We start from the raw sequence: 12,225 nt of genomic DNA on the forward strand, positions 1-12,225 counted from the left end.
GACTCACTTATTTACCGCGCCGCCGTCAACGGGTATCTTACGCGGCTGTTCAAAGGAGATTGCCATGAAAGCCCAGAAACCGGGGTTACACCCGCGTAACCGTCACCAACAACGCTACGACCTGCCCGCGCTGTGCCAGGCCCACCCTGAGCTACAGGGCTTTATCACCCTTAACCCGGTGGGTGAGCAGACCATCGACTTCGCTAACCCGCTGGCGGTGAAGGCGCTGAATAAAGCGCTGCTGGCGCACTTCTACGCGGTGAAACACTGGGATATACCCGACGGCTTTCTCTGCCCGCCGGTGCCGGGCAGGGCGGACTACCTCCATCATCTCGCCGATCTGCTGGCGCTGGATAGCGGGATCATCCCGGCCAACGCCAGCATTCTCGATATTGGCGTTGGCGCAAACTGCATCTATCCGCTGATCGGCGTGCATGAGTACGGCTGGCGTTTCACCGGCAGCGAAGTGAACGCCGACGCCTTCGCCAGCGCCCAGGCTATCGTCAACGGCAATCCCGGCCTTACTCGCCAGATCCGCCTGCGTCGTCAAAAAGACGCCAAAGCGATTCTGACCGGCATTATTCATAAAAATGAGACCTACGACGCAACCCTGTGCAACCCGCCGTTCCATGATTCCGCCGCCAGCGCGCAGGCGGGCGGTGAGCGTAAGCGTCGCAACCTGGGGCTGGGCGAAGAGAGCGTGCTGAACTTTGGCGGCCAGCAGCAGGAGCTGTGGTGCGAAGGGGGCGAGGTCGCGTTTATTACGCAGATGATTCAGGAGAGCCAGCAGTTTGGCCGTCAGGTGAAGTGGTTTACCTCGCTGGTGTCTCGCGGCGACAACCTGCCGCCGCTCTACCGCGCGCTGACCGACGTCGGCGCGGTGAAAGTGGTGAAAAAAGAGATGGCCCAGGGGAATAAGCAAAGCCGCTTTATCGCATGGACCTTTATGGACGAAGCCAAACGTCGCCGCGCTTTATAACGTCGGCTCGGCGGGAGCCGGCGGTCCCGCCGGCGCTGGCATCGGCAGAACCTGGTAAGTTTGTACCGGCGCCCGCACGCCCGCGAGGTCAAAGTGTCGTTTTACCTGAGTATCAAGGGCGAAGCGGACCGTCCACTGCTTCAGCGGCAGAGTAGTAAAGGTGACGCGCAGGGTGAAGGCGGTGTTGCTTAAGCCCACCAGCCCGGCGAAGGAGGGCTCGCCAATGATCAGCCCGCGAATCTCTTCCTGCGCCATCACTTCCGCGACCGCGTCTTTCAGCGCCTGGTTGGCCTTATCCAGATCTTCTTGCCGGTCAACATCATAGTTGGCCACCACCGAGCCGATCCCGCGCACGAAGTTGGCGAAGGTGGTTATCGAAGACCACGGAATAATATGATAGGCGCCGGTATCCTGGCGTACGCCGACGGAACGAATCGACATACGTTCTACCGTCCCGGTTAACGGCCCGATGGTCACCAGATCGCCGGTATTCATGCCGTTCTCAAACTGGATGAAAATCCCGGTAATAATATCTTTAACCAGGGTTTGCGCGCCGAACGAAATCGCGAGGCCCAGCGCGCCGGCGCCGGCCAGCAGCGGGGCGATATTCACACCCACTTCCGAAAGCAGGATCATGATAGTAATGGTGCTAATGACCACCGCCAGCGCGTTGCGAAACAGCGTCAGCAGCGTTCGGGCGCGGGCGCTGGGCAGCGGGCGGCCGTGAATATCCGATGCCAGACGGTTTTCAATCAGGCTGGCGAGCAGCGTCCAGCCAATCGCCGAGAAGAACAGGATCAGCGCGATGCGGATCAGCACATCCACCGCTTTTTGCCCGCTGCCGTTATGCATCCACTGCCAAAAATCGAACAGGCCCCACGCGCTGAGCAGCAGCATAATCGCCACGCAAACCGTTAATATCCGCGCCGCTTTCAGCGAGGCGGAGATCCAGCCGTTAAGCCGTTTTTGCAGTTCAGGATAGTTGCGCTGGGTTTCCGGCGACAGGGTGATGGTTTTCGCAATCCAGCGCGACAGAATACCGGAGACCAGCGCGGCGGCACCGATGATGGCCAGGCTGCGCAGCGTCGCGCCCATCATAAATTTCAGGCTGTTGCCGGGGTCGAACAGCGAGAAGAAAAACAGCACGATAAAGTAAGCGCAGGCCAGCCAGTGCCAGATCAGCGCAAAGGCGCGGATAAACAGGCTAAAGAAGGCCAGCGAGCGGTCGGCGAGATGGATGAGTCCTTGGGTAATCAATTTCTTATTGTGAAATATCAGATACAGCGCCCAGAGCGTAATGCACAGCATAATCACCACGTTGGCCAACGCGCCAAACTGGACGTTGACCTGGTTGGAGATAATCGGCACCGCGACGATGAGCCCGTAGCCAATCAGGCTGCTCAGCGCGCTCAGGCGCAGGTTCCAGTATTTCGCCGCGTCATCGCTGAGGTTGAACGGGCGTAGCTCCGGGATGCGGGGGCAGAAAATAAGCCGCAGAATGGCCTTGAAAAATTCAATCAGCGCGAAGGCGTTGAGAAACAGGCTTTGCTGGAAGGCGATGGTGGGATTATTACCGTTCAGGCGGTCGCTTAAAAGCTGGCCCACGAAGAGGGTGAGCGCCAGCAGAAGCAGGTCGAAAATAAACGCGCCGGCGATCGTTGCAGGTAGCTGAAGCCAGTTGCTGCGGTCGCGGTTTTTATGCCGTCCCCAGTGACCCATCTTGCGATACAGCGGCAGGGCCGCCAGGCGTACCAGCCACCAGAACGCAAACACCAGACCTGCCAGCAGCAGGAAATGCCAGGCGGCGCTGGTGAAGGTTTGTGAATTAAACGCTTTGTGCGGAGAACCGGTGATGTTGCGCCACAGCTGGGAGAAGCGCGAAGAGAGCTGTTCGCCGTATTCGCGGCTGATGTGGGTGACGTTCTCCAGCACCGTGGTCTCATCTTTTATTTCCGGCGGCGTCAGCGTCGGCGTACTGTCCGGCGGCGGCGTGGCGGCGGCTTTCCGCAGCTGATCGATAAGCTCCTGACGAGCATCGGCGTTTTCAAGCACGTCGGCCAGCGCGCCGTAGGCCGCTTTCTTCTGCGCCACATCGGGTTCGCTACTGCTGGACTGATCCGTTGTGGCTGCCGGAACGCCGGGCAGCGTCGCGGCCCAGAGCGGAGCGGTGAAGAATAGGGCAAGCAGTAACAAAATCCGCGGCACAGGCACCTCCATTGCATCTCAAACCAATAAGTATAGAAGACGCGATTCGGAGAGTGGGGTTGGGATGATTCTGGAAAGCGGCTCTCCCGCGAAGGGAGAGCCGGGGGGCATCAGGCTACGTGCTGCAAAAACTCGCGCAGGCGCGGGCTGGGCGGGTTATTCACCAGTACCTGCGGATCGCCATCTTCCGCAATGCGCCCTTTATCGATAAAGATCAGGCGCGAAGCCACTTTCTCGGCGAAGCCGATTTCATGGGTAACGATAACCATGGTCATGCCTTCTTCGGCCAGATCCTGCATCACCTTCAGCACTTCATGACGCAGTTCGGGGTCAAGCGCGGAAGTGGGCTCATCAAACAGCATCATTTTCGGTTTCACCGCCAGCGCCCGGGCAATGGCCACGCGCTGCTGCTGCCCGCCTGAAAGCTCAGAAGGATAGTGGTGCGCGCGTTCCGCGAGGCCGACTTTCTCCAGCAGGTCTTTCGCCAGTTTTTCCGCCGCCGCTTTATTGGCGCCGCGCACGCGCAGCGGGCCAAACATCACGTTTTCCAGCGCCGTCAGGTGTGGGAACAGATAAAACTGCTGGAACACCATCCCGGCTTCCTGGCGAATCAGGCGCTCGTCAACCTTCGGGTCATTAACCTTCAGGCCGTCGACGATCAGATCGCCGCTGGTAATCTCTTCAAGTTTATTAATACAGCGCAGCAGGGTCGATTTACCGGAACCGGACGGCCCGATAATCACCACGACTTCGCCCTGGTTGATCTTCAGATCGATATCATGCAGCACCTTGGTTGGGCCAAAGTGCTTGGAAACGTTTTTAAATTCAATCACAGGATTTTCATCCTTCTTTCAAGACGACGCAGAACAAAGCTCAGCACCAGGGTGATGATCAGATAGATAACCGCAACGGCGCTCCAGATTTCCAGCGCGCGGAAGTTACCGGCAATAATTTCCTGGCCCTGGCGGGTCAGTTCGGCCACGCCGATGACGATAAACAGCGAAGTATCTTTGATGCTGATAATCCACTGGTTGCCCAGCGGTGGCAGCATACGGCGCAGCGCCAGCGGCAGGATCACGTAGCGAATGGTTTCCCGACGAGAGAGGCCCAGCGCGAGGCCGGCTTCGCGAAAGCCTTTATGGATCGACAGCACCGCGCCGCGGGTGATTTCCGCAATATAGGCGCCGGAGTTGATCATAATGGTGACCACCGCCGCGGAGAACGGGTCGATACGTAAATCGCTAAACGCCATGGGTAGAGCGAAGTAGATGAACATCACCTGCACCACAATCGGGGTGCCGCGGATGATTTCGATAAAGACCAGCGCGATGTGGTTGGCAATCCAGCCGCCGAAACAGCGGGCGAAACCGGCCACCAGACCGATTATCAGACCGCCGACCAGGCCGAGGACCGAAATCCACAGCGTCATTTTGGCGCCTTCCAGCAAAATAGGAATGGCGGGCCAGATGGCACTCCAGTCAAACTGCATAATGTGTTCCTGTTACCGTCTCGAAAACAGAGGAAAACCCTCTGAGAAAACTATTCAGGCCTGCTGAGGGGGTAGCCCGGAGCGCTCCAGGTCTACCAGACCACCGCAGGCCTGGAAGAGAGCATCGCTAATTATTATTTGGGTTCAGTACCGAACCATTTTTTATAAATTTCGTTGTAGGTGCCGTTCTCACGCAGCGTTTTCAGCGCGCCGTTCACTTTTTCGCGCAGCTCGTCGCTGCCTTTCGGGAAGGCGATACCGTAGTTTTGCGCTTCCAGCGAGTCGCCTACCGCTTTGAACTTGCCGTTGCCCGCCGTTTTGATGAAGTAAAGGATGTTTGGCGTATCGTGCAGAACCGCATCGGCACGACCGGTGCCCAGTTCCATATAGGCGTTATCGATGTTCGGGAACTGGCGCAGATCTTTGGTTTTGATATTCGCTTTTGCGTAATCAACGGAACCGGTGCCGCCTTTCACGGCAACCACTTTACCGTTCAGATCTTTGACATCCTTAATATCGTTGTTATTGGCGTTGACCATGACCAGCAGGCCGCTTTTGTAGTAGCCGTCTGAGAAGTCGATGGCTTTTTTACGCTCGTCGGTGATGGTGATCCCCGCCAGCGCAAGGTCGATGTTTTTGGTTTGCAGCGCCGGAATAATGCCGCTGAAGTCCATTGGCTTCAGGGTGTAATCGAGCTTCAGCTCTTTTGCAATCGCTGCCCACAGGTCAACGTCGAAACCAACATACTTATCGCCCTGCTTAAATTCGAACGGAACAAACGCCGTATCGGTCGCGACAACCAGTTTTTTATCAGCGGCGTGAGAAGAAACCGCAAAAGCCAGGGTCAGTGCAGCCAGTGAAACTTTAAATACAGACTTCATAGCATTTCCTTTTTTATCCACGGGACGATCCCCTGCGAGAACAAGTTGCCTTATGAAAATATCATGCCAGTTTTACAACCTGTTGTTTTATAACAATCAGGATGAATCCTGTTGCACAATGTTGATAACGGACAACGTTAAATGCACCATTATGGGGCGTTATTTTGGTGCATCATAAGAGCATCGCATAACACGAGCATTTTTAGCGCAAACCCTGATGTTAAAACAATCTCGGCGTAACGATTGTGTGAGGTGATTATTACAATTGATTTACTTTTGCACGTATTTTGAACATTCTCATGCACTGAGGTGGTGCGTGGCGGGGGGGAAGGAAGTAAATAAAAAAAGCCGCCAGCGTGGCTGACGGCAGTTAGCGTTACTCGATATTGGCTTCGATGAACCACAGGAATTTATCCAGGTCGCGGGAAGCGGCGGTGAAGATATCAGCGGTGTCTTCATCTTTGGCTTCATCGATGGCTTTACGCACATCGTTGGCGACGATGGCATAGCGGTCGGCCAGCTCTTTCAGATGGTCCTGGACGCTATGGATATCCAGCGGGTAGCTTTTCAGCGGGCTTTTGCTGTTGATGACCTGAGTGGTACCCAGCGCTACGCCACCAAGCTGTACGGCACGTTCTGCCATCGTATCAAGGTGGTCGACGAGCGCAGTGCGGAAGCCGTCCAGCATCTCATGAACGGCAATAAAGTTTGCACCGCGCATATTCCAGTGAGCCTGTTTGGTAATCAAAGACAGGTCAATGAACTGGATCACCTGGCGATTCAGCAGCTCAACGGTCGCCTTCTTAGCGCTATCAGCGACGTCGTTACGGGTATAGAGCAGATTCGTTGCTTTAGTTTTAACCAGTTTTGCGGTACTCATAGTGTCATATCCTCTTGATATATGTACTCGTCATACTTCAAATTCGAATTATTCGGAGCGTCTCATCCCAATAACTTGCGGAATTAAGTATAGCAACGGATCTGAGCTTTGCAGCGGCGGTAGTCTCTATCGGTCTGATAGTGCAGGGCTGTTAGTCGGGTGAAATGCTTTATAAATCAAAGGGGGTTGATTGGTTTTTCCGCCAATCAGCCCTTTTTTAGTTAGCTGATGTCGACCTTCTGGATTTTGGTTTCCCGACGCATTGTCAGCGTAGAGCCCATTGACGCCAGGATAATCGCCCCCAGCGCCAGCGTTTGGGTCGCGGTTAGCGTTTCGCCAAGAAACACCATCCCGGAAAGCGCGGCGAGAGCTGGCTCCATGCTCATCAGGGTGCCGAACGTCTTGCTCGGCATACGGGTCAGGGCCACCATCTCCAGAGAGTAGGGCAGCGCGGTAGATAAAATGGCGATCCCGAGCCCCGGCAGCAGCAGCCCCCACTGAAATAGCGTATCGCTGGCCTGAATCATCCCCATCGGCACAAAGACCACCGCAGCGATCAGCGACCCCATGGCAACCGTTGCCGGGCCGTGCTCTTCCCCGGCGCGCTGGCCGGTCAGAATGTAAACCGCCCAGCAGGCGCCCGCGCCGAGCGCCAGCAGCGCGCCAACGGGATCGATCTGCGCCACGCTTTGCCCCAGCGGCAGCAGGAACCATAGCCCGAGCACCGCCAGCGCCACCCAGACGAAGTCGAGGGGGCGGCGGGATCCAAATAGCGCTACCGCCAGCGGCCCGGTAAACTCCAGCGCGACGGCGACGCCGAGCGGAATGCGTTGAATCGATAAATAGAACAGGTAGTTCATCGCGCCAAGCGACAGGCCATACAGCAGCAGCGGCAGACGCTGCTCCGGGGCAAAGCGCAGGCGCCAGGGTTTGAAGATGACCACCAGGATTAAGGTACCGAGCGCCAGGCGCAGGGCGGTAACGCCTGGGGCGCCGACCAGCGGGAAGAGTGATTTGGCCAACGAGGCGCCGCTCTGAATGGAAATCATGGCGATTAAAATAACCAGTATCGGCAACCATGCCGGTACCTTACGAGACGAGCCGGGCATCCTTTCTCCTGTCAATTTTGTCAAATGCGGTAAAGGTTCCAGTGTAATTGAATTACCCCGCGCCGGTTGAGCTAATGTTGAAAAAAAGGGTCTTAAAAGCAGTACAATAGGGCGGGTCTGAAGATAATTTCACCACCAGATTAGGAATAATCTGGATACACGTCTGGCGCTTTATGAGCCTTAATAGGAGTATATTTGTAAAAAAGGTTTGTTTTCCAGTTTGTTATAGAAACGTAGAAACCTTTAGTTACATGAAAAAGTACGTTAGACAATGTAAAGTGAAAAGAGTTTCCCAAAAGTTTTTGTTATATTTAAGGCTTAGGACTTATTAGAAACACATTTGAGGTGGTTATGAATAAAATTGCACGTTTTTCAGCACTGGCCGTTGTTCTGGCTGCATCCGTAGGTACCACTGCTTTCGCTGCGACTTCTACCGTTACCGGTGGCTACGCGCAGAGCGACATGCAGGGTGAAGCGAACAAAGCTGGCGGTTTCAACCTGAAGTACCGCTACGAGCAAGACAACAACCCGCTGGGTGTTATCGGTTCTTTCACCTACACCGAAAAAGATCGTTCTGAATCTGGCGTTTACAAAAAAGGCCAGTACTACGGCATCACCGCAGGTCCGGCTTACCGTCTGAACGACTGGGCTAGCATCTACGGCGTAGTGGGTGTTGGTTACGGTAAATTCCAGGACAACAGCTACCCGAACAAATCTGATATGAGCGACTACGGTTTCTCTTACGGCGCTGGTCTGCAGTTCAACCCGATCGAAAACGTTGCCCTGGACTTCTCCTACGAGCAGTCTCGCATTCGTAACGTTGACGTTGGCACCTGGATTGCTGGCGTAGGTTACCGCTTCTAATCACTTCGGTGATATAAAAAATCCGCCTCGAGGGGCGGATTTTTTTTGCCTGCTGTTTACGCGTCTGAGTTAATTGATAGTGAACGCGTCGGTACCCAGATGGGTATAGTCCACTTTCTTCAGCTGGAAGTTGGTGATGTAGGTTGGGCCAGCCTTTTGTTCAGAGATGAAACGATAGCGCGGGGCAATCTCCTGAGCGCTGATCCCGGTCCACTGGGAAAAGAAGCTCAGGAAGTCGTTGGCGGAGCGCCGCGCTTTAATGACCTTATGCGCTTTATCATCGCTGGAGATCACCATAAACGGTACCTGGAAATTCTGCTGATACTTATCGTCGTGCGCCAGATACTGCACCTCTTTCCCGCGCTCTTTAAATGCCAGACCGTGATCGGAAAAATAGGTCATCGAGAAGGTTTCGCCAGAGTTTTGTAGCTGAGTATAAAGATTGCTCAGCAGCGTGTCGGTTTGCGTCATGGTGTAGAGATAGCAGGAGGTCTCTTTCGACTGAACAAAAACCGTGTATTTCCCTTTGGTGCGATCGCAGGCCTGCGGATGTGAGCCCATTAAATGCAGGACGATCAGCTGCGGCTGGGTACGGCGGGTGGCCAGCACCTGCGCGGTCAGCGTTAAGAGCTGCTCATCCTGGGTATTTTTATTGGCCTCGAAATCACCATTCTTGAGGAACTGAACCTCATCCGCGCGTTTGGCGATGCTGGCAATCGCCGTATCGTATTCGCCAATTTGCCCCTGATTCGAGAACCACCAGGTCTGAAAACCGGCGCGGTTGGCGAGGGTCACAAAGTTATCCTGAAACTGCGGCTTATCGTCGACCACCCGGTTGAGGGTTAAACCGAGCGACTTCTGCGTTGAGCCGCTGGCGGCAACGTAGTCATTGAACAGATAGCCTTTTACCGAACTGGCGAACGGGGTGTTGTCCCAGTGGCCGCCAAAGGCGCCGAGCGCATCGCGACGGGCGCTCTCGCCAATCACCACCACATACAGATGATACTTCGGCTTTACCGCCAGTACGTGCCAGCTGTCTTTCATATTGGCGAGCTGCGCCATTCGCGCCTGCTCATCCAGCACTTCATTATTATTCACCACCACATCTTTAACGAAGCGGACGGCGGGATAGCCGGTATCGATAACCTTAAAGACGCCGCCCCAGGCGAGGTTTTGCACCGGCTGGAGAAAGAAAATCGCGGTGCAGAACAGCAGCCCCAGCGTATCCATTTTCCCCCAGCGCGCCGACGTTTCCGGCTTGCGGCGTACGGCAATGACGCCGAGCGCAAAGATAAACACGGCCAGCAGATAGTTGTACCACGGGAAAATGGTCAGGATCTCAGTGGACTCTTCGAGGTTGGTGGCATGCAGCGCCAGCAGCGTATTGAAGTTAGGCGCGCCGTAGGCCTGGCCAAAAGGGTAGTACATGGCCGCCAGCAGCGAATAAACGCCGACCACCACTTTTTGCGCGCGCGGAAAGCTGCGCCACAGAAGATGCAGCACGCAGGTAAAAGCAACGGTATAGAGCAGGCTAAAGTCGTAGCCCAGCGCCAGGTTAATAAACAGCGATTGTAAAAAATAGAATCCTGTCCATGGGTTCAGTACCAGTCCGCGGGCGACCAGCGTTTCTTTCAGCGTGACATTCATAGTAAACAATCAAAAAAGAGCCATGTGCGTCCCCTGGCATCAAGGGGTAAAACCTGCTGGACAGTGCGTGAAGAGGGTCTCTGCGAGCCGCAGTAGTGGCAGGGCTGACAAAAGATAGGGCTTGCAAATGTTAAGGTCAACTATCCATAACGGATTGTTTTGGGAGAAAGCTTACAAAACTTGAAAAAAGTTGCTGAAGCGCTGAGTAATCGGCCAGTATGGCAGGGAAATATGACAGAAAAATGAAGCGGCGTACCGCGACGCCGCGCTAGTTGTTGGGTTTATCCTGTGGGGGTTTGCCGTTGATCAGATCGCACAGCATACCGACAAGCATTAACCGAACTTTAAAAGGAGAATGGGTAAACACGTTTAAGCACCTCTTGAATTCATTCATAACGACCTCCTGTAACTTCGTCCTTCGCTCCCTGAAGGATGTGTGTATTACGTACAGATATAGCACAGGCTATATTTTATAGCTATGGCTAAAACGTTAATTTTTTGTTCTCCGTGCGCGATCCATTACAATGGGGATCCTTTTATATGATGCTTGATGCGTCACAGGAATGAGGAAGCACAATGAACCGTCGCGCAGGTAAGCCAATAACAAAAAAAGTGACGCAGCTAGTGAATGTCGAGGAGCACGTTGAGGGGTTTCGTCAGGTGCGCGAGGCGCATCGTCGGGAGCTGATTGATGACTACGTGGAGCTGATCTCCGATCTAATTATGGAAGTGGGAGAAGCCCGTCAGGTGGACATGGCCGCGCGTCTTGGGGTGTCGCAGCCAACGGTTGCGAAAATGTTAAAAAGACTGGCGAGCGTCGGGCTGATCGAACAGATCCCCTGGCGGGGGATCTTTTTGACTCCGGAAGGCGAGAAGCTGGCGCATGAAAGCCGGGAACGCCACCAGATCGTCGAAAACTTTTTACTGGTGATCGGCGTTAGCCCGGAGATTGCGCGTCGCGACGCCGAAGGGATGGAGCACCACGTCAGCGAAGAGACGCTGGCGATGTTTAAACAGTTTACCCTCAAGCAGGGGTCGCTGGGAGAATGAACCTCGTCTTTGTTCAGTCGCTGATCCGCGACCGCTTTTTACATCTGCTGCTGATTATCGGCGTTGTTTTAAGCTTCTTTGTTCCGTTTGCCCCCGCCGCCTGGCTTCACGCCATTGACTGGCATACGATTATCACCCTTAGCGGGCTGATGCTACTGACCAAAGGTATCGAACTGAGCGGCTATTTTGACGTCATTGGCCGCAAAATGGCGCGCCGCTTTGTGACCGAACGCCAGCTGGCCATTTTTATGGTGCTGGCGGCCGCGCTGCTTTCCACCTTCTTAACCAACGACGTGGCGCTGTTTATTGTCGTACCGCTCACGCTGACCCTGAAAAAATGGTGCGCCATCCCGACAAGCCGGTTAATCATTTTTGAAGCGCTGGCGGTGAACGCCGGGTCGTTGTTAACGCCTATCGGAAACCCGCAAAACATTCTTCTCTGGGGGCGCTCAGGTCTCTCCTTTCCGGCCTTTATCGGCCAGATGCTGCCGCTGGCGGCGGCGATGATGATCACCCTGCTGGCGCTGTGCTGGTTCTGCTTTCCCGCGAAACATCTCAACTATCAGAGCAGCGATAAGGCGCCATCGTGGCGGCCAAAGCTGGTCTGGAGCTGCCTGGCGTTCTATCTGGTCTTTTTGACCGCCTTAGAGCTGAAGCAGGAGCTGTGGGGACTGGCGCTGATCGCGCTGGGTTTTCTGCTGCTGGCGCGGGCGGTGATTATCAATGTCGACTGGACGCTGCTGCTGGTGTTTATGGCGATGTTTATTGACGTTCACCTGCTGATCCAACTGCCTGTTCTACAGCATGCGCTCAACGGCGTTGGCCAGCTCTCGGCGGGAGGATTGTGGCTGACCTCGATTGGCCTGTCGCAGTTTATCAGCAACGTCCCGGCGACCATTTTGCTGCTTAATTACGTTCCGCCCTCAACGCTGCTGGCCTGGGCGGTTAACGTCGGCGGGTTCGGCCTGCTGCCGGGCTCGCTGGCCAATCTGATTGCGCTGCGCATGGCCGGCGATCGTCGTATCTGGTGGCGTTTCCACGTCTATTCCCTGCCCATGCTGCTGTGGGCGGCGCTGGTGGGGTATGGATTGCTGCAGCTCTGATTTTCAGAGAATTGGGCA

12 protein-coding genes are annotated in these 12,225 nt (G+C 55.0%); 4 read left to right on the forward strand and 8 right to left on the reverse strand.

Annotated features, from left to right (window positions below):
• The first annotated feature begins 64 nt into the window (after positions 1-64).
• Positions 65-979, forward strand: coding sequence for a 23S rRNA (adenine(1618)-N(6))-methyltransferase RlmF (gene rlmF / locus BWI76_RS08955; protein WP_004135188.1), 915 nt, complete (start codon positions 65-67; stop codon positions 977-979).
• Here the strand turns inward: rlmF and ybiO are convergent.
• The 6 genes from ybiO to rhtA form a co-directional block, all read right to left on the reverse strand.
• On the reverse strand, positions 974-3,184 hold the full coding sequence (gene ybiO, locus BWI76_RS08960) for a mechanosensitive channel protein (protein ID WP_004135181.1): 2,211 nt from the start codon (positions 3,182-3,184) through the stop codon (positions 974-976). The two genes, rlmF and ybiO, sit on opposite strands and share 6 nt — an antisense overlap.
• 110 nt (positions 3,185-3,294) lie before the next feature.
• Entirely contained in the window at positions 3,295-4,017 is a 723-nt protein-coding gene (gene glnQ, locus BWI76_RS08965; RefSeq protein WP_004135180.1) for a glutamine ABC transporter ATP-binding protein GlnQ, read from the reverse strand.
• The gene (gene glnP, locus BWI76_RS08970; protein ID WP_004100490.1) at positions 4,014-4,673 is read right to left on the reverse strand and encodes a glutamine ABC transporter permease GlnP; all 660 of its coding nucleotides are present in this window, start codon (positions 4,671-4,673) and stop codon (positions 4,014-4,016) included. Before glnP ends, glnQ begins: the two co-directional genes overlap by 4 nt.
• A 134-nt stretch (positions 4,674-4,807) precedes the next feature.
• A complete protein-coding gene (glnH, locus tag BWI76_RS08975; RefSeq protein ID WP_004135178.1) occupies positions 4,808-5,554 on the reverse strand; it encodes a glutamine ABC transporter substrate-binding protein GlnH in 747 nt (248 codons plus the stop codon).
• A 376-nt stretch (positions 5,555-5,930) separates the two neighbouring features.
• A complete protein-coding gene (gene dps, locus BWI76_RS08980) occupies positions 5,931-6,434 on the reverse strand; it encodes a DNA starvation/stationary phase protection protein Dps (RefSeq protein ID WP_004130751.1) in 504 nt (167 codons plus the stop codon).
• Between the two features lie 221 nt (positions 6,435-6,655).
• Positions 6,656-7,543 carry a threonine/homoserine exporter RhtA gene (gene rhtA, locus BWI76_RS08985; RefSeq protein WP_004130753.1) on the reverse strand — a complete coding sequence of 296 codons (888 nt, stop codon included), beginning with the start codon at positions 7,541-7,543 and terminating at the stop codon, positions 6,656-6,658.
• Between the two features lie 351 nt (positions 7,544-7,894).
• Between rhtA and ompX the strand changes: the two genes are divergently transcribed.
• On the forward strand, positions 7,895-8,407 hold the full coding sequence (ompX, locus tag BWI76_RS08990) for an outer membrane protein OmpX (protein ID WP_004130755.1): 513 nt from the start codon (positions 7,895-7,897) through the stop codon (positions 8,405-8,407).
• A gap of 69 nt (positions 8,408-8,476) precedes the next feature.
• Here ompX and BWI76_RS08995 read toward each other — a convergent pair whose 3' ends face one another.
• Positions 8,477-10,054 (reverse strand): phosphoethanolamine transferase, encoded by a 1,578-nt coding sequence (locus BWI76_RS08995; protein ID WP_004135176.1) that lies wholly within the window; start codon positions 10,052-10,054, stop codon positions 8,477-8,479.
• Positions 10,055-10,322: 268 nt separating this feature from the next.
• Positions 10,323-10,448 carry a manganase accumulation protein MntS gene (gene mntS / locus BWI76_RS09000; RefSeq protein ID WP_004130761.1) on the reverse strand — a complete coding sequence of 42 codons (126 nt, stop codon included), beginning with the start codon at positions 10,446-10,448 and terminating at the stop codon, positions 10,323-10,325.
• Positions 10,449-10,630: 182 nt separating this feature from the next.
• On the opposite strand from mntS, the gene mntR reads away from it, so the two are divergent.
• Together mntR and BWI76_RS09010 are read left to right on the forward strand one after the other, a co-directional pair.
• A complete protein-coding gene (mntR, locus tag BWI76_RS09005) occupies positions 10,631-11,104 on the forward strand; it encodes a manganese-binding transcriptional regulator MntR (RefSeq protein ID WP_004130763.1) in 474 nt (157 codons plus the stop codon).
• Entirely contained in the window at positions 11,101-12,207 is a 1,107-nt protein-coding gene (locus tag BWI76_RS09010) for an anion transporter (RefSeq protein ID WP_004135174.1), read from the forward strand. Before mntR ends, BWI76_RS09010 begins: the two co-directional genes overlap by 4 nt.
• The last annotated feature ends 18 nt before the right edge of the window (positions 12,208-12,225 follow it).

Origin of the sequence: Klebsiella sp. M5al, assembly GCF_002090195.1 — a bacterium.
Taxonomy (GTDB): Bacteria; Pseudomonadota; Gammaproteobacteria; order Enterobacterales; family Enterobacteriaceae; genus Klebsiella; species Klebsiella grimontii.

What these genes read in the sequence shown, in the direction of transcription:
- rlmF (WP_004135188.1), top strand. Translation starts at nt 65, where the DNA reads ATGAAAGCCCAGAAACCGGGGTTACACCCGCGTAACCGTCACCAACAA.
- mntR (WP_004130763.1), top strand. Translation starts at nt 10,631, where the DNA reads ATGAACCGTCGCGCAGGTAAGCCAATAACAAAAAAAGTGACGCAGCTA.
- ompX (WP_004130755.1), top strand. Translation starts at nt 7,895, where the DNA reads ATGAATAAAATTGCACGTTTTTCAGCACTGGCCGTTGTTCTGGCTGCA.
- BWI76_RS09010 (WP_004135174.1), top strand. Translation starts at nt 11,101, where the DNA reads ATGAACCTCGTCTTTGTTCAGTCGCTGATCCGCGACCGCTTTTTACAT.
- dps (WP_004130751.1), bottom strand. Translation starts at nt 6,434, where the DNA reads ATGAGTACCGCAAAACTGGTTAAAACTAAAGCAACGAATCTGCTCTAT.
- rhtA (WP_004130753.1), bottom strand. Translation starts at nt 7,543, where the DNA reads ATGCCCGGCTCGTCTCGTAAGGTACCGGCATGGTTGCCGATACTGGTT.
- glnH (WP_004135178.1), bottom strand. Translation starts at nt 5,554, where the DNA reads ATGAAGTCTGTATTTAAAGTTTCACTGGCTGCACTGACCCTGGCTTTT.
- BWI76_RS08995 (WP_004135176.1), bottom strand. Translation starts at nt 10,054, where the DNA reads ATGAATGTCACGCTGAAAGAAACGCTGGTCGCCCGCGGACTGGTACTG.
- mntS (WP_004130761.1), bottom strand. Translation starts at nt 10,448, where the DNA reads ATGAATGAATTCAAGAGGTGCTTAAACGTGTTTACCCATTCTCCTTTT.
- glnP (WP_004100490.1), bottom strand. Translation starts at nt 4,673, where the DNA reads ATGCAGTTTGACTGGAGTGCCATCTGGCCCGCCATTCCTATTTTGCTG.